Annotated in this window: 12 protein-coding genes and 1 tRNA gene; 7 read left to right on the forward strand and 6 right to left on the reverse strand. The window is 66.9% G+C overall.

Annotated features, from left to right (window positions below; translation table 11 throughout):
• Window positions 1-14: 14 nt before the first annotated feature.
• Window positions 15-1289, reverse strand: coding sequence for an acyltransferase family protein (locus tag AMS67_RS10870; RefSeq protein ID WP_053387363.1), 1275 nt, complete (start codon window positions 1287-1289; stop codon window positions 15-17).
• A 422-nt stretch (window positions 1290-1711) separates the two neighbouring features.
• Here AMS67_RS10870 and AMS67_RS10875 point away from each other — a divergent pair, with 422 nt between their 5' ends.
• On the forward strand, window positions 1712-2371 hold the full coding sequence (locus AMS67_RS10875) for a TMEM175 family protein (RefSeq protein WP_053387364.1): 660 nt from the start codon (window positions 1712-1714) through the stop codon (window positions 2369-2371).
• Between the two features lie 43 nt (window positions 2372-2414).
• Here the strand turns inward: AMS67_RS10875 and AMS67_RS10880 are convergent.
• The 3 genes from AMS67_RS10880 to AMS67_RS10890 form a co-directional block, all read right to left on the reverse strand.
• Window positions 2415-2505: transfer RNA gene (locus AMS67_RS10880), tRNA-Ser, on the reverse strand.
• Between the two features lie 95 nt (window positions 2506-2600).
• On the reverse strand, window positions 2601-4004 hold the full coding sequence (locus AMS67_RS10885; RefSeq protein WP_082305463.1) for an LCP family protein: 1404 nt from the start codon (window positions 4002-4004) through the stop codon (window positions 2601-2603).
• Between the two features lie 131 nt (window positions 4005-4135).
• Window positions 4136-6766, reverse strand: coding sequence for a LuxR C-terminal-related transcriptional regulator (locus AMS67_RS10890; RefSeq protein WP_053387365.1), 2631 nt, complete (start codon window positions 6764-6766; stop codon window positions 4136-4138).
• Between the two features lie 111 nt (window positions 6767-6877).
• Here AMS67_RS10890 and AMS67_RS10895 point away from each other — a divergent pair, with 111 nt between their 5' ends.
• From AMS67_RS10895 to trpS, 3 genes are all read left to right on the forward strand, one after another.
• Window positions 6878-7756, forward strand: coding sequence for an exodeoxyribonuclease III (locus tag AMS67_RS10895; protein ID WP_053387366.1), 879 nt, complete (start codon window positions 6878-6880; stop codon window positions 7754-7756).
• Window positions 7757-7803: 47 nt separating this feature from the next.
• The gene (locus AMS67_RS10900; protein WP_053387367.1) at window positions 7804-8661 is read left to right on the forward strand and encodes an exodeoxyribonuclease III; all 858 of its coding nucleotides are present in this window, start codon (window positions 7804-7806) and stop codon (window positions 8659-8661) included.
• Window positions 8662-8785: 124 nt separating this feature from the next.
• On the forward strand, window positions 8786-9793 hold the full coding sequence (gene trpS / locus AMS67_RS10905) for a tryptophan--tRNA ligase (protein WP_053351278.1): 1008 nt from the start codon (window positions 8786-8788) through the stop codon (window positions 9791-9793).
• 41 nt (window positions 9794-9834) lie between these two features.
• Here trpS and AMS67_RS10910 read toward each other — a convergent pair whose 3' ends face one another.
• Both AMS67_RS10910 and AMS67_RS10915 read right to left on the reverse strand, forming a co-directional pair.
• Entirely contained in the window at window positions 9835-10998 is a 1164-nt protein-coding gene (locus AMS67_RS10910) for a M20/M25/M40 family metallo-hydrolase (protein ID WP_241488054.1), read from the reverse strand.
• An 88-nt stretch (window positions 10999-11086) separates the two neighbouring features.
• On the reverse strand, window positions 11087-11989 hold the full coding sequence (locus tag AMS67_RS10915) for a MurR/RpiR family transcriptional regulator (protein WP_053387368.1): 903 nt from the start codon (window positions 11987-11989) through the stop codon (window positions 11087-11089).
• A 220-nt stretch (window positions 11990-12209) separates the two neighbouring features.
• Between AMS67_RS10915 and AMS67_RS10920 the strand changes: the two genes are divergently transcribed.
• From AMS67_RS10920 to AMS67_RS10930, 3 genes are read left to right on the forward strand one after another with little or no spacing between them, the layout of a single operon-like run.
• The gene (locus AMS67_RS10920; protein WP_053387369.1) at window positions 12210-14138 is read left to right on the forward strand and encodes a cyanophycinase; all 1929 of its coding nucleotides are present in this window, start codon (window positions 12210-12212) and stop codon (window positions 14136-14138) included.
• Window positions 14105-15415, forward strand: coding sequence for a cyanophycinase (locus AMS67_RS10925; protein WP_053387370.1), 1311 nt, complete (start codon window positions 14105-14107; stop codon window positions 15413-15415). Before AMS67_RS10920 ends, AMS67_RS10925 begins: the two co-directional genes overlap by 34 nt.
• 13 nt (window positions 15416-15428) lie before the next feature.
• Window positions 15429-17060, forward strand: coding sequence for an ABC transporter substrate-binding protein (locus tag AMS67_RS10930; RefSeq protein WP_053387371.1), 1632 nt, complete (start codon window positions 15429-15431; stop codon window positions 17058-17060).
• Window positions 17061-17080: the final 20 nt, after the last annotated feature.

The raw sequence follows: 17080 nt of genomic DNA on the forward strand, positions 1-17080 counted from the left end.
GCGACGGTTCGGCGTCAACTCGATTCCCGGAGCGCCGGTACACCCTGGTGCTTCGCGCGGCGCCGGGGCATGAGTCGCGCCAGCATACGCTGCTGGTGGTCGCTCATGAACGGTCGCTCCACCACTGCGGCAAAGAGAATGCACACCACCACCACGACAGGGGCAACGAGAAGTGCCATGATCAGGAAGTACACCAGCGGGTGCAGACCCAACGGCAACAACAACAGGTTCGCCAGTGCAAGCAGCGGACTGTGCAACAAGAAAATGCTGTAACACACGTTGCCGAGCAGCACGAGCTTGGGGCGACTGAGCAAGCGCCGAGCCGACCGAGTGCCTGCGGCACCGGTGCGCTGCCCATCACAGAGCAGCATCATAAACACGGCCGCGGCGACACCGGCGATCGACCCACCGGCCGCAGTAGGCACGGCTCCCGGTGCGATCACGGAAACAAGGGTGTACGCAAGCATGATCACACCGAGGATCGTCACGCTGGTTTTACTGTGCTCCAGGAACCACCGAACGATGCGAGGTCGACGCCGCTGAAGCTGCTCGGGTGTGCCGACGGTGAGATAGGCCGCATACATGCCAATGCCGAAGACCCCGAGATAGTGCGGGCTCGACCATCCCCCGATTCCGAAGACGAACATCGCACCTGCGATGCCGAAGAGCCCGATGATCACGAGTGTCGGTGGAATCCTGCGCCACGGCACCAAGATCAAGGGCATCAGCAGAATGAGCTGTACCTCAATGCTCACACTCCACATGGCGCCGTTGATCGAGTACAGCCAGTCGGGTGAGAAGTTGTGGATGAGAAACACGTGAGCGACGATCGACTGCACGGTTGCCGGAATCTTGTCGTCCCATGATGTCCCCATCGGGGTCGACATGACCGGCACGAAAGCGATGAGCGCCAAGGTTACGACGAGTGCGGCAAGGTAGGGCGGCACCAGCCTGCGGAATCGACGCTTCAAAAACTTTGCAGCGCCGCCGCGAATCCGCAAGTCGTCACGCTGCGCAACTGCAAGCATGAGCGAGAATCCGGAAAGCGCGATGAAGGCCGGTACTCGAAAGTCGACCGCATTCAACGTGCGGGCGAAGTACGGCGCATAGTCTTCAAAGAACCCTCGTGGCCCGGTGATTCTCGTGACGTGAGAGAGCACGACCAGCAGCGCGAGCACCGCGCGAATCCCGTCGAGGTAGTCGATGTCAAGTCGCTTCGTCGGTGCATCCACCGACGGTTGACCGTCAGCCGCACGAGTTGGCGCAGCAGTGGGAGCGAGCGCGGTCACGCGTTTTCCCCTTCACAACCGCGAGCACACTGTGCGCACGCCTGAGGCCCTCGAGATGCGTGCCACACGCACCGGGAGGTGACTTGATCACGTCGCGCCGCCACGACGCGACGGTAGAGGGATGCATACATGCTGAGTGATCGCTTTCTCGTCGGAACACGACCAGAATATCAGTTGAAATACATAAATTCTAGAACTTGTCTTGAATCAATACGCCCCTGATGCCACATCGTCCTCCACACGAAAGCGCCCTGCACCGCCCGAATGCACCCCTTTTGCGCGAGCGCACGTGTAAATTACTGGCGCTCTCGAGACACATGGGTGCGCTCGCGGGTGGCACCGGCTGCAACTCGCGGCTGGCACCGGCAGTAACGCGCGGGTGGCACCGGCACCGGCGGCAACGCCCGAGTAGCATTACCCGCGTGAGCACCGAAGCAGAGCACACGAGCCGCGACGACTACGCGGCGGAACGCCCGAAGGCCTTCATCGACGCCGTCGTGGCGATCGCGATGACCCTGCTGATCTTGCCGCTCATGGAGAGCGTCAGCGAGATCAGCGCGTCGAACGGCACGGCAATGGAGTGGGCGTTCGAGCACAGCGATCTCATCGTGAGCTTCGTGCTCAGCTTTGTCATCATCGCCATGTTCTGGCTGAACCATCACCGCCTCTTCAACGTTGTCGATCGCCTCACCAACGCGGCGCTCTGGCTGTTGGTCGCGTGGATGCTCACTATCGTCTGGCTTCCCGTCGCAACAGCGATCTCGGGGCACCTGTCGGCGAAAGATGCCTCCGCAAAGGTGATCTACGTGGGCAGCATGATCCTCACGGCGCTGCTGTCATTCGCGGTACGCACGTATCTGGCACGGCACGGCGAGCTGCATCGAGCGACCCCCGAGCAACTGCGCAGCGGTATGGCGGTCGACCTGACGCTCGCGCTCCTCTTCGGTATTGCACTGCTGGTCGCCGTCATGTTTCCGTGCATCGGCTACCTCTCGATGCTTGTCATGTTCGCGAACCCGCTCGTGCAGCGCGCCTTCGAGCGCGTGCTGCCGCTGCCCCACTCACGACCGCGTCGCGGGTAGCAAAAAGCCCCCACCGAAGCAGGGGCTTTTCGTGTTGTTCAACTGGCGGAGACGGGGGGATTTGAACCCCCGGTCGAGTTAACCCCGACCCTTCATTAGCAGTGAAGTCCGTTCGGCCGCTCCGGCACGTCTCCATACGCGAACAACGTCACCCATTCTAACCGGAGGATGCGGCCCGGTGGAAATCGGGGTGGATCGCTGCGCGCGGCGACGATCCCCCGATTCTCGATCAGTAGACCGTGCGACCGGCCGAGCAGATCGACTTGTCGGCGGTGACACCCGTGACATTATCCGAGAGCGCCGTGCCGGTGCCATCGGTGGTGCCGCTCGCACCAGCGCTCGAGTCATCAGTTGCACCCGCAGCGCCCGCACTCGAATCATCGACGGGGGCGGTGCCGTCCGCTGTCGCACTGGAGTCGTCAACCGGCAGACCCGTGTTGGGGTCGATCGGCAGACCCGTGGTCGGGTCGATCGTCGTGCCATCTGCCGCGGTGCCCGAACCATCGGCGGCAGCGGCCGCGTCAGCTGCCGCAGCAGCTTCAGCGGCAGTTCCGCCCTCGACCTCGACGCCCTCGCCCAGGCTGTCGACCGAGAACGGCTGACCCGCCTTGATGAGATCGAACAGCGCATCGCCGCTCGCGTAATCGGGCGTCAGACGACCCTCTTGATAGGGGTGGTCGAACGACGGGTACTGCACGAAGTTGATGTGCGAGAGGTCGATGTCTTTCACCGTGTTGGCGACCTGCTGCATGAACTGCACGCTCGCCATGCCCTTGGAGAGCGTCATGTTTTCGACCGCCGCTTTCGCGAGGCCGTAGACCTTCACCGGGTCCGAGAGCGTGTCTGCACTTTTCAGCTTTTGCACCAGCGCCGACATGAAGACCTGCTGGTTGCTGATACGGCTCGTATCGCCGCCGTTGCCGACGCCGTGGCGGGTGCGCAAGAACTGCAGCGCCTCGACACCGACCAGCGTGTTCTCGCCTGCTGCCAGATCGAGGTCGGTGTACTCGTCTTGGATGGGCTGCGCGAGGCAGACGTCGACACCGCCGATCGCGTTCGATACCCCGACGACCCCGTCAAAGGTGATGAGGGCGGCGTTCGGCACGTCCATGCCGGTGAGTTCACTGATCGTGGAGGCCACGCAAGGCAGCCCCTCGGAGAGCGTGGAATTGAGCTGCTGTTCGCTCATCGCGGGGTACTGCTCACCATTCGGGCCCGTGCAGCCGGGAATCGCGAGCATGAGGTCACGAGGGAAGCTCACGACGGTCGCGTTCTGGTGATCCGCCGACACGTGCAGCAGCATCGTGACGTCGTTCAGTTCGCCTTCTTCGCCGTCTTCGATCGCCGACTGCCCGGCGCGTGAATCAGAACCGACGAGCAGCACGGTGAGTTCGCCGTCGAGCGCCTGGTCGCCGACGCCCACTCCGTCTGCCTCGTTGCCGAGATCGACGGTGTCAATGTTCTGCACGAGGCCCCATACGGCGTATGCGGCGGTGGCGACACCGCTCAGACCCAGCACGATCGCAGCAGTCACGAGCACGCGAAGCGCGTTGCCCCACGAGCTCGAACGACGCAGCTTGCCGTGGCGCACGAACGACTGGCGTTCGAGCGTTGCAGCAGGTTTCTTCATCATTCAGCTTCCCGAGAGTCACACGGGTCGCGCGAATCGCTCCCGACAATAACGATTCAATGTACTCGACGCATCTGGGCGAGTCCTGGAGACGACGACCAGGATCGCGAACGTGCGCGAAGTGTCAGCGCGCCTCAACGCTTATCGGAGTGCATCGACGCGCGATTGCGCAGCATCCACTCTTGCAGTTCATCGCGATTCTCGACACCGATCTTGCGGAACGCGTTCGAGAGATGGGTCTCGACCGTGCGCGGCGAGATCGTGAGTCGCTCCGCGATGAAACGGCTCGTATGCCCGAGCCCCGCGAGCAGCACGATCTCGCGCTCGCGCTGGGTAAGGTTCGGGCCCGGGGTGATCGGAATCCACACGCCGAGATTGGCGAGCAAGCGAATTTCGGGCTCGTCGGATTCCGAAGGCCGACCGGTGACTCCGCGCCCGATGCGCACGAGGTGCGCGATGAACGCGCTGGCGAGGTCGTCGTCGATGTGCCCGGCGAGCTCGTGCGCGCGCTCGAGCCCACTGGCGCTCACGGAGCCGGTTTCCACGGCGTGCAGGTGGCGCGCCAGCAGCTCGGTGAACGGCAACTGCTCTTTAGCCGCCCACTCGGCCAGACGCACCGCTTCATCTGCGGTGGTCGGGTCGCGCAACCAGTGACGCGCACGCAGCGCGAGAATGCGCCGGTGCCCGCTCAGCACCATGGCGAGCCCGGGGCCCGGGTACTCCGAAGCGACGATCGCGCGGATCGCCGCATCTCGCTCGCCCAGAACCGCGAGCGCAAGCGCAAGCGCGGCCTGCACGAGTGGCGCGAGCCCGTAGGGGTCGCTCTTCGCGAAGCGCTTCAACTGCTGTTCGGCCGCGAGCACCGCCTCTGACCAGCGGCCCTCTTGCACGCTGAGCAGCACCCCGCAGGTCTCGACGAGGCCCGAGTACTGCGACTCGCCATGCACATCGGTCGCGGTCTCATTGACGAGGCCCTCGTACACGCGTCGTGCGCTCTCTCGACTGCCGTTCGTCCAGAAGCCCATCAGCCAGGCGAACCCCTGCAGGTCGACCATGTCACCGCGGGAGCGCGGACCGAGCTGGTTGAGCGTGCGCGAGTGCGAGGTGCTCTGCACCGCCTCATCCAATGCGCCCTGCTGCTCCAGAATCAGTGCCGACAGCGCCCGGCTCGGAGCGCGCACCCATTCCGTGCGCAGGTCTTGCGAAATCTGCTCCGGGGGCAGCACTTCGGCGGCGTCGCGCAGACGCCCGGTGTGCGCGAGCAGGTGCACGCGGGTCGCATCGATCATCTCTGCGGCGTGATCCGAGGTGTGCGTCACTCGAAGCGTCTCGAGTTCTTCAAGTGCCGCTTCGGCGTCTGCGCCATCGTGCACGCGCTCGCGCAGCAGTGTCGAGTGCAGCGAGATCGCCAGCGTGCCGGGCATCTGCTCGACCAATTCGGCGACGGCGAGGATCTCAGTGACGCGATCGACGATGCGCATGCGAGACGCGTCTTCGCCGAGCAACCGGCTGAGTCGCAGGGCGTGCAGCGCGGCCGAGCCGGCTTGCAACCCATTCGCCTCAGAGCGATAGGCGATGACTTGGGCGAGACGCAGCATGAGCCGCGGGTCACCGCCGTGCACCATCGCCTCGAACGCGCTCCAGAGCCATTCGAACGGCACTTGGCGATCAGCGGCGACGCCGAACACGACGATGCGGGTCAGTCGTTCGATATCGAAACGCGGGTCGGGCATGCCCGGGTCGTCACTCAGCAGTTCGTAGAGCCGGTCATTCAATTCGATGCGACGCACCGGCGACATTCCTGCGCGAATCGATGCGCCGAGCAGCGAGTGGCCCGTCTCCAACGACGAGCTGCCGCCGCGGGGTCGGGAGATCACGAGACCGCGTTCGAAGAGCGTCGTGAGCACCGCGGCGTCGATGCCGCGCAGCAGCACGGTTTCGACGACCGGCTCGGCCTGGGCGATGAATTCGAGCGCACGCCACTCTTCAGCGGTGCACGACGATGCGAGCATCTCGGCGTAGTCGCCGGTGATCATTTCGTCTCTCGAGGCCACCCAGGCGGTGCCTCGGCTGCGCTCCAGCTCGCCGTTGCGGTCGGCGGCGAGCGCGATCACCGCGAGCGCGTAGCCATTGCCGCGCGATGCATCGTGCCAGCGCCGCAGCGTGCCCGGATCGATGGTGTCGACACCGAGCAGAGATGCGAGAAACGAACCTGCCTCGTCGAGTTCGAGCGGCGCCACGGAGATGCGGCGCACCTGCGTGCTGAGGCCGATGCGCTCGATCGCGCTCGTGAGCTTGCGCGCCGTCGCGATGATCCGGTAGCGCCGCGAGCGCGCGAGTGCGTCGAGCAGGCTGAGATCGTGCGGCGTGTACTCGTCGACGTTCAGCGCAACGAGCAGCACCGATCGCTCGGGGTAGCGGCCGCGAAGATCGCGCTCCAACACCTGCAAGGCGAGCTGAGTGTCGACCGGTGATCCGCCCCACGTATCGCCGCCGGCGCCGGATGTCATCGTCTCGGCGCTGAACACCGACATAAGGCCGTCGCCGGGCTGCGGGGCACGGGGCAGCACGTGCACCGACGTCGCCGGTTCGTCAGCGGCGATCTCCTCAGCAGCGCGCTCGGCGAGGTAGGCCTTGCCGTTGCCCGAATCGCCGAGCAGCGTGACGAACACTCCGGCTTCGCGGGCCGCGGTGACGACTTCGCCAATGCGCGAGCGCGGCACCGCGACGGACGGCAGGTTCGGACTCGGTTCTGCAACAGCCATGTACCGACCTCCTCCCCAGCGGGAATCGTGTTCACCAGTGTAACTGCCCTGAGCGCGGACTTCGGACCAGTGTCCAAATCTGCGCGTGACTCGGCCGGTAGGATTTCGGGCATGCGCATCGCCACCTGGAACGTCAATTCGATCCGCACTCGATTCGGCCGGGTGGTCGACTGGCTCGTGCGCGAAGACATTGACGTGCTCGCGATGCAAGAGATCAAGTGCCGGCCCGATCAGTTTCCGATCGAGGCGTTCGAGCAGGCGGGGTACACCGTCGAGATCCACGGGCTCAACCAGTGGAACGGCGTCGCCATCGCGAGCCGCCACGAAATGACCGATGTCGCGCGCGAATTCGCGGAGATGCCCGGCTTCGGCAAGCCCGTCAAGGGCCAGGAAGACCTGCAGGGCACCGGCCCGAACGGCCTGCCGCTTGAGGCGCGGGCGCTCGGGGTCACCGTGGGCGATCTGCGCCTGTGGAGCCTCTACGTACCCAACGGTCGCTCGCTCGACGACCCCCATTTCGCATACAAGCTCGCCTGGTTGGAAGCGCTGCGCGAAGACACGCGGGCGTGGCTCGATGAGGATCCCCAGCTGCCGATCGCACTCATGGGCGACTGGAACATCGCGCCGTTCGACCGCGACATGGCCGACCCGTCGTTCCGGGTCGGCGCGTCGACGCACGTGTCCCCCGAGGAGCGCTCGATGTTCGCCTCCTTCGAGGAGCTCGTCACCGACGTGGTGCGCCCGATCGTGCCCGAGGGGTTCACGTTCTGGGACTACCAGGCGGGCAAGTTCCCGAAAGACCAGGGCATGCGCATCGACTTCATCATGGGGTCGCCCGCCTTCGCCGACGCGGTGACCGGCGCGACGATCGAGCGCGAGGAGCGCAAGGGCGACGCCCCGAGCGACCACGTGCCCGTCGTCTGCGAGATCGATGTCGATCTGCTCGGCGGCACGTTCGAAGACGAGTACGACCGCCCGATGGTGTTCTAGAAACTCCGGCGCGACCGGCAGGGCCGGGCCGAAGTAGACTGGCGGGCATGGCTGAAACCTTGCGTCTCGCATCCGTCAACGTCAACGGCATCCGGGCCGCGTACCGGAAGGGCATGGGCGACTGGCTCGAGGCCCGCGGCGTCGACGTGCTCGCGCTGCAAGAGGTGCGCGCCGACGATGCCCACCTCACCGAACTGCTCGGCGAGGGCTGGCACTTTCTGCACGACCCCTGCCAGATCAAGGGCCGCGCGGGCGTGGCTATCGCGAGCCGCGTTCCCGCCACCGCCCACCGCGTCGGCCTCGGCGCTCTCGACGCCCAGGAGCAGATCCAGTCGTCGGGTCGCTGGATCGAAGCAGACTTCGATCTCGGCGGCACCCCGTTCACGGTCATCAGTAACTACACGCACTCGGGAGAGGTCGATACGCCGCGCCAGGAGGCGAAGTGGGCGTTCCTCGACGCGATGAGTGAGCGCATGCGCGAGCTCTCGGCCGAGCGCGAGCTCGTCGCGATCGTCGGCGATTTCAACGTGGGGCACCGCGAGCTCGACATCAAGAACTGGAAGGGCAACGTGAAGCGCGCCGGGTTCCTGCCGCGCGAACGTTCCTACTTCGACCGGTTCTTCGGGGCCGAGGGCGAGACCATCACCGGTGTCGACGGCACCGAGGGCGCCGGCTACGGCTGGGTCGACGTCGGGCGCCGCTTCCACGGCGAGGTCGACGGCCCCTACACCTGGTGGTCAAACCGCGGCCAGGCGTTCGACAACGACACGGGCTGGCGCATCGACTACCAGGTCGTCACGCCGGCGCTCGCCGAGCGCGTCGAGCACTACACGGTCGACCGGGCCGAGTCATACGACGCACGCTGGTCGGACCACGCCGCCACCGTCGTCGACTACCGCGCTTAGGCCCGCTCCTCGGCGCTCGGGCCGGCTGCCGTGACACGCGGCTCGACCGTCTCGCAGACCTAGACCGTGCGCGCACGGCGATCCCGCACCGATCTTCTCGATTTCACACCCGCAAGGAACTCCCATGAGTGACACCACCAAGCCCGTGCTCTTCTCGGGCATGCAGCCGTCGAGCGACTCGCTGCAGCTCGGCAACTACATCGGCGCCCTGAGCCAGTGGACGCAGATGCAAGAGGACTTCGACGCGTTCTTCTGCGTCGTGAACCTGCACGCGATCACGGTGCCGCAAGATCCGGCCGAACTGGTCGCCCGCACGCGCCGCACCGCGGCCCAGTACATCGCCGCCGGCATCGACCCCGAGAAGTCGACGCTGTTCGTGCAGTCGCAGGTGCCCGCGCACGCCGAGCTCGCCTGGGTGCTCAACACCGTCACCGGCTTCGGCGAAGCCAGCCGCATGACGCAGTTCAAGGACAAGTCGCAGAAGAACGGCGCCGACGCGTCGTCGGTGGGGCTATTCACGTACCCGATCCTGATGGCCGCCGACATCCTGCTGTACCAGGCCGCCAACGTGCCGGTGGGCGAAGATCAGCGCCAGCACGTCGAGCTCACTCGCGACCTCGCCGCGCGCTTCAACTCACGCTTCGGCGAGACGTTCGTGGTGCCCGAGGCGCAGATCCCGAAGGGCACGGCGAAGATCTACGACCTGCAGGTGCCCACCGCGAAGATGTCGAAGTCGGCCGAGAGCGAAGCCGGCCTCATCAAGGTGCTCGACCCCGCGAACGTCACGAAGAAAAAGATCATGCGGGCCGTCACCGACGCCGACGGCGAGATCCGCTTCGACCGCGAGGCCAAGCCCGGAGTCGCGAACCTGCTCACCATCTACTCGGTGCTCAGCGGGCGCACGATCCCCTCGCTCGAAGAGGAGTATGCGGGCCGCGGGTACGGCGATCTGAAGAAGGGCCTGGTCGAGGTCGTCGAAGAGAGCCTCGCGCCCGTGCGCACGCGCACGGAAGAGTTGCTGGCGGATCCAGCCGAGCTCGACCGGCTGCTCGCCCGGGCCGCCGATCGCGCGAACGAGGTCGCGAACCGCACGCTCGACCTCGTCTACGAGCGCATCGGGCTGATCCGGTAGTTCAGGATGGCGCGCGCGGTGCTCGAGGGCGGGCGCCGCGCCTACGCTTCAGTGGCCGCCGCGTCGACGAGTGCCGCCAAGAGCGCAACGCGCAGGGGCACACTCGCCGTATCGAGCCACTCGGCTGGGGTGTGATCCCCGCCGCCGACCGGCCCCAGACCGTCGAGCGTGGCAACCCCCAGCGCGGCGACACGGTTGCCATCCGAGACCCCGCCGGTGCGGGCGAGCCCGGGGGCAAACCCCAGGGTGCCGGCAATCTCGATGGCGAGCTCCCCCAGGCGGCGACCGCCAGCCGTCTCTTCAAGCGGCGGGCACGCATCCTGCGCAGTGATCGACGCGGAGGTTCCGGCGATCCGGGGGTGATCGAGCCGCTCACGAATGCGTGCGATCGCCGCGTCGAGCACCTCGCCGCGCGTGGCCCGCACCTCGACGGAGAGCTGCGCGAGATCGGGCACGATGTTGGTGCGCTCGCCGGCACGCACGACGCCGACGTTCACGGTGAGCTCCTGCTTCGCGTCGGCGAGTTCCTGCAAGAAGATGGTGAGGTGCGCGGCCTCGAGCCCGGCATGCGCGCCGCGTTCCGGTTCGATGCCGGAGTGCGCCGCGACTCCGCGCACTTCGATCTCCAGGTCGACGGCACCCTTCCGCGAAATCACGAGATCGCCGTTCTCTCGTGCGCACTCCAGGCTGAACGCCGCATCGACATCAGCGGAGAGACGCTGCAGCGCGGGCCCGCCCACCGGCGAGCCGATCTCTTCGTCGGGGGTGAAGGCGAGCACGAGTTCCCCGTATGATTCGACGCCGGCCGCGATCAGGTGCGCGGCCGCGTGCAAACCCGCCGTGACCCCGGCTTTGTCATCGGTGACGCCCGGGCCTCGCGCGTGTCCGAGACCATCGATATGGAAGGGTCGCGCCGCCGCGTCCCCCTGCTCGAAGACCGTGTCCATGTGCGCGAACAGCAGCACGCGTCGCGTTCCGCACCCACGACGACGCCCGACGACGACATCGCCGTAACGTGGGTCCGGCGAGTTCACGCGCTCCACGTCGAACCCGAGCGCGGTGAGCCGAGCGGCGATCCACTCGCCGACGCGGTTGACCCCGGCAGGATCATGCGATCCCGAATCGATGGAGACGAGGGCGGCGAGGTCGTCGAGGAAAGCATCGTGCATCGCTTCGGCGCGACGCAGCAGGTCAGTGGCGAGCACGGACGGGCTCCGATCGTTGGAGTTTGCAACAAACGTTACAGCTTTTGTTACACACTAGCGATACGAAACGTGCATTTCCAACCCTGGGCTACATCAGCTCCAGTTCCTGCGCCGTCTGCTCGATACGCTCCATGCGCTCGCGCGCGGGATCACCCATGGCCGCGAGCGTCGCCTCAAAAAGCGCTTCCACCAGCGCCATGACGGGCACGACCGAGTCGAACGGCCCCCGCTCAGACGCAACGCTGGTCAACACCGTGTCGGCATCACCCGCGCACGGCGACACCCACCGGTCCGTGATCACAACGACCATCGCCTTCCGGCGCTTCGCATGCTGCACGAGTCGGCGCGTCTCCGCTTCGTAGCGACGAAAATCCATCACGATGAGCACGTCTTTCGCCGTAAAGCCCGACATCGCCGCGCTCCGCAGACTTCCCATCTGCGGAACCATCTGCACCGCAGTGCGCAATTGCTGCAGGCTCGCCGAGAGGTACTCCGCAAGGAACCCGCTGTAGCGCCCGCCGGCGATCCACACGCGCCGCTTCGTGTCCGCGAGTGCACCGACCGTCGTGGAGAAGTCGTGCGCAGACAGCCCGCCGAACGTTGCACGCAGGTCATCGCTCCACCCCTCAGCGAGCGAGGCGAGATCGCCACCCTCGGCAGAACGCCGCGAGAGCGCCGTGCGCTCGAAGAGTGCCGCCGGCGAGGCGCTCCGGTCTTCGAGCTCGTCGCGCAGGGCGCGCTGGAAGTCGGGGAACCCGCGATAGCCGAGGCGCGTCGTGAACCGGACCACGGTCGCACCGCTCACCTCCGCGAGATCCGCGAGCCCGGCGACGGTCTCGAACCCCGCAACCGGATAGGCGGCGAGCAGTGCGCGCGCGACCTTGCGCTCTGCGGGGCTGCAGTCACCCATGCGCTCCCGCACTCGATGGGCAACCGAATCGTGCACCTCGGCAGAATCGTAGCCCTCGGCCCCCCGAAGGTCTGTGCTCATCGCGTGTCTCCTCGCTCATGTCGACCAGTCTCGGCACCGGCCGAGGCCACATCGCACTCAGCCCATTGCGCCGACGTCGGCCCTGGGTCGTGGCGAGTCTAGCAACCGCGTCACGACCCGATATCGACTTGAAACGTACATTTCTAAATTGGTCATTTTCTGCTAAACATGAAACACTTACGCCGACCCGGATCCCTCACCGTCGAGACTGGAGACCCGAATGCCCGCATTGCGCACCGCCCGCCGCACTGGCGCGGCCGCTCTCGCCGCAGCGCTCGTCTGCAGCAGCCTCGCACTCGCCGCTTCGGCGGCGCAGGCAGAGCCAGTGCCGGCGTCCCAGGAGGGCACGCTGCTGCTCATCGGCGGGGGCATCTACCCGGGGGAAGCCACGAGCGACGGCATTCTGACGCACGTGATCGCACAGGCAGCCCCTCATGCTGCGACGGCCGGACGCACGACCCCGGTGGTCGCCATCGTGAGCGCGGGATCGGCACCGGCGCCGAACGCCGTCGAAGCCGCTGATGGCGACACCTACGACAACGCCACCGCCAATGGACTGTACTACCGCGACTGGTTCGCGTCGCTCGGCGCCGATACCCTGCTCGTCCCGGTCGACCAGCAACCGGGCGAGGACTTCCCCGGCGACACCTACAGCCGCGACAACGCCAGCGATACCGCCCTTGCGGCAGCGATTGCCACCGGTGCCGACGCGGTCTACCTCGGTGGCGGCGACCAGGCCCGCTACGTGCGTGCGCTGATGGACTGCACCGCACCCGACGCTGCGGCGGAAGCCGTGGACGCCTACACGGAGTGCACCGACACCCCCGTGCTCGCTGCGCTGCGCAGCATCGTCGACAGCGGCGGCGTCATCGCGGGGTCCTCCGCCGGCCTCGCGATTCAGCAGGGCGCCAATATGATCACCGGCGGCGAACCCTACGAGTCGTGGCGCGACGGGAGCAGCCCCGGGGTGTTTGACGACAACCGGCTGAGCCAGATTCCCGCGGGCGGTTTCGGCTTCTTCACCGAGGGACTCATCGACTCGCACTTCGCCCGGCGCGATCGACAGCCGCGCATCGCCCGGCTCGCGATCGATCTCGGCCGCCCCGTCGCCTACGGTGTCGAGGAGTACACCGCCCTCGTGGTGGATCGCGCCACGCGCACCGGATCGGTCATCGGCGACCTCGGCGTGAGCGTGCTCGACGTCTCGCCGGCGAGTTTCGAGGGTGCTGCTATGAGCGGTACGCAGTACTCGTACCTCACCTCGGGGTCGACGATCGATTTCGCGACCGGCAGCCTGACGCTCGGAGGAACCGTCACCACCGAACGCGGCACGGCGGCGAAACCGGCCCGCAACCCCGATGTCTGGGGCTCCGCCGAGTGCGACGGCGACATCTTCGGCACGCTCGAACTCGCGCAGGGCCTCGTCGCCTCGGCTGCGGATACGGCATCTGGGGACAGCTGCGACAGCCCGCTTGAGGCGCCTCGATTCCGATCGACCGTCGAACGCACGTCTGCGACGAGTTGGAACGATGCGGGCGGATTCACCCACCTGCGCTATTCCGTCAGCAGCCGGCCGAGCTTCGACGTCTCCGTCTCCGTGAACGGCGCTGCGGTAGGCGTCGCCCCCGAGGTGGTCGAGGGATCCAGCGTGACCTACGAACTGACGATCAGGAACACAGGCGACGCTCCTCTGGTGCTCGACGATACGTCGTTCACGCAGAGCCAGGTCGCACAGCCTCAGGCCGACGGCGCCCCGGCGTCTCCACTGGACCAGACGGTTGTCGACCCCGACACCGTGCTCGGTCCGGGGGCCTGGCTGGTCGAAGACGTCGCGACCGATACGACGACTGCCGAACTCAGCGGAAGCATCAGCGCGCATGCGGTCGATGCCGCGGGAACCGTGCTGGGCACCGAGGTCGATACGCAGCAGTTCTCGGCAGCGATCAGCGTCACCGACGCCCCGACGACACCGCCCACGACGCCGACTGCGCCTCCGTCCGTACCCACGCAGCCTGCAGCCCCGAACGCGCACCCGACCGTGCTCGCAGCGACCGGAGGCGTCTCACCCGTGCTGGGCGGAGCCCTGGCAGCCGTGCTCTTCGCCGGCGCCGCAGGGTGCCTCGCCAGCACGCGACGCAGGCGGGCGTGATCGTGGGCTCCTCCACATCGTGCGACCCTCGGGGCACGCTGGTACTGATCGGCGGTGCGCTTGACGAGGACCCGGAGATCATCGACGCCGTCGTCGAGCTGGCTCGGCAGTCGCGTGCGACCCGGGCGCTCGGCGACGACACGGCACCTCGGATCGCGATCTTCACCACGGCGTCCCAGCCGGCCGCATCCGCGGCGGACCTCGCCGACGACGCCGAGAGCGACGAGGCCGACGGCCGATACTACGCTCGGATCTTTGCGCGACACGGCGCAGTTGGCGTTCCGATTCCGGTCGGCGTCTCTCCCGCACCCGCGTGCGCGGCGACGGAATACTCCCGCGCACGCGCAACGGCCCCGGTAGTCGCGGCCCTCGTGCGATCCTGCGACGGAGTGTTCTTCGGCGGCGGCGATCAGAGCCATTACCTGCTCGCACTCACCGCCGACGCACCCCAGAGCGAATCCGCCGCCGACCCCGCGCTCACGGCCGCATCGGACGCGCTTCCCGGCGCCGCACGAACGGAGACCGCGGTGATGACCGCGATCCGCGACGTGCTCGAACGAGGAGGGGTCGTGGCCGGCACCTCCGCCGGCCTCGCGATCCAGCAGGGTCCCGGCATGGTCACCGGTGGCACGAGCCGATCCGGCTGGCAGCACGGCATCACCGCGGGGTACGCGGACGACGACCGCCTGCGGTTCCACCCGGCCGGCGGTTTCGACTTCTTCTCCGAGGGGCTGCTCGATTCGCACTTCACCGAGTGGGGGCGCTTCGGGCGGGCGCCGCTGCTCGGGCGGGCATCCGGCCGACACCTCGTGTTCGGCGTCGACGAGGGAACCGCCCTGATCTACGACCGTGCAGCACGGGTCGGCGACGTGATCGGTGCGGCCGGTGTGCACCGCATCGACCTCGCCGAAGCGCAATGGAATGCACACGGCCCGGCAGTGACCGGAGTGCGATGGACCAGGTGCACCGCGGGCGACCGCCTGCATTTCGCCGCCGAACGCATCGATCGCGCGGGTTCGGCGCTTCCAGTGAACGGCACCGGCGCCGCTCCAGGCCACGCCGGAGGGCTCTGGGACACCGAATCGGACGACATCCTCCTCGACCACGCGCAGGCGCTGCTCGACTCGCCGGCCGACACCGCGATCGTGCATACCGCTCGAGCAGAGCAGCCGGGTTTCCGCTGCACACTCGCCCAAGACCACCGCACCACGCGGACCGATGCGGGCGGCTTCTCGGAGCTCCGCGTCAGCATCACCCCAACGACCACGTACGAATAGGAAAGGCAGCATCATGCCCGTTCATCCCACGGCCGCTCGCGGCGCGTCGTTCTGGCGCACCGGCAAGCGGCGAATCCTCACCGGAGCCGCAGCAGTGTCGCTCGGCGCACTCGTGCTCAGCGGCTGCGCTTCCGGAAGCGGCGGCGGATCCTCCGCTTCCGATGCCGAGAAAGACATCGTCGAGCTCGTCACCCCCGCGCAGCCCGAGAGCCTGGACCCGCAGATCTCAACCGACTCGATCATGGGCGAGATCACCCTGCCGATCTTCGAGACGCTGGTGACCGTCGACGAGGATCTGCAGGTGCAGCCGATGCTGGCGGAATCGTTCGAGGCGAACGCCGACAACACCGAGTACACCTTCACGCTGCGCGAGGGCGTGAAGTTCCAGGACGGCAGCGACTTCGACGCCGACGACGTCGTCGCGTCGATGAACCGCTGGGACCGGGTGTCGATCGCGGCGATCGAGGCCTTCGCGGGCGCGGAGTGGACGAAGGTCGACGATCGCACCGTCAAGCTGACGGTGCCCAGCGCGAGCTTCCTCCATCTGCTCTACCTGTCGTCGCTCGGTACCGCGTATCCCGCGATCCTGCCCTCCGAGGTCATCGACAAGGTCGGCGACGACCCGATCGAGGATGCGGCCGACATCATCGGCACCGGCCCGTACCAGTTCGACAGCTGGGACGCCGACCAGAAGATCGTCATCACCAAGTGGGACGACTACCAGTCGGTCGACGCGCCCTCGAGCGGCCGCGCGGGTGCGAAAGACGCGCAGCTCTCGGAAGTCGTCTTCAACTTCGTCGCCGATGCGTCGACGCGCACCCTCGGCATCCAGTCGGGCCAGTACGACGCGACGACGGAGCTGCCCTTCGACAGCCTCGACCAGTTCGAGAACGATCCGAACCTGAAGCTCGAGACGTACATGATCGGGCCGATCAACCTGGTCTACAGCGACAACCCTGACGGCGTCTTCGCCAACGTCGAGAACCGGCAGGCCGTCAACGAGGGGCTCGATCGCGACCCGATCATGCTCTCCGCGGTCGGCAACGCGGACCTCTACGACCTGGTGCACCACAACATGGTGCTCGGCCAGAAGGCCATCTGGGACACCGAGGTGGGCAAGGCCGACTTCAACCAGGCCGACATGGCCGCGGCACAAGCCACGCTCAAGCAAGACGGAGCTGCGGGCAAGACGCTGACGCTCCTCGCCAACAAGGACTACTCCGAGGCCTACAACGCCGCAGTCGTGGTGGCCGAGCAGCTGAAGGAGATGGGCTTCGACGTGCAGCTCGACGCCTACGAGTGGGGCGCGTTCAGCGAGAAGTACCGCGAGAAGCGCGACGAGTGGGATGTGGTCGTCTTCCCGTTCGGCCAGGAGACCGACCCGACGCAGACGATCGGGTTCCTGCCGGATCGCGCCTGGTACTCGGCAGACAACGCCCAGCTGCAGGATCTGCTGCAGCGATTCCGCGCGCAGCCGACGCAGGCCGACGCCAGCGCCATGTACGACGAGATGCAGCAGTACATCGAGGACACCCGCCCGATGAGCCGCATCGGCGACGCGCACAACGTGTACGCCTCGAACACGAACCTCGATCTCGACTGGTTCGAGGGCCACTTCACCTGGTGGAACGCCGCCTGGAAGTAGCCCGCTGACGGTGCCGGCCC

The sequence above is a fragment of the Leucobacter japonicus genome (assembly GCF_001273855.1).
Classification (GTDB): Bacteria; Actinomycetota; Actinomycetes; order Actinomycetales; family Microbacteriaceae; genus Leucobacter; species Leucobacter japonicus.

Excerpts from the sequence above, each read along its gene's own strand:
- AMS67_RS10885 (WP_082305463.1), bottom strand. The coding sequence starts at position 4,004 with ATGATGAAGAAACCTGCTGCAACGCTCGAACGCCAGTCGTTCGTGCGC.
- AMS67_RS10890 (WP_053387365.1), bottom strand. The coding sequence starts at position 6,766 with ATGGCTGTTGCAGAACCGAGTCCGAACCTGCCGTCCGTCGCGGTGCCG.
- AMS67_RS10895 (WP_053387366.1), top strand. The coding sequence starts at position 6,878 with ATGCGCATCGCCACCTGGAACGTCAATTCGATCCGCACTCGATTCGGC.
- AMS67_RS10900 (WP_053387367.1), top strand. The coding sequence starts at position 7,804 with ATGGCTGAAACCTTGCGTCTCGCATCCGTCAACGTCAACGGCATCCGG.
- trpS (WP_053351278.1), top strand. The coding sequence starts at position 8,786 with ATGAGTGACACCACCAAGCCCGTGCTCTTCTCGGGCATGCAGCCGTCG.
- AMS67_RS10915 (WP_053387368.1), bottom strand. The coding sequence starts at position 11,989 with ATGAGCACAGACCTTCGGGGGGCCGAGGGCTACGATTCTGCCGAGGTG.
- AMS67_RS10920 (WP_053387369.1), top strand. The coding sequence starts at position 12,210 with ATGCCCGCATTGCGCACCGCCCGCCGCACTGGCGCGGCCGCTCTCGCC.
- AMS67_RS10930 (WP_053387371.1), top strand. The coding sequence starts at position 15,429 with ATGCCCGTTCATCCCACGGCCGCTCGCGGCGCGTCGTTCTGGCGCACC.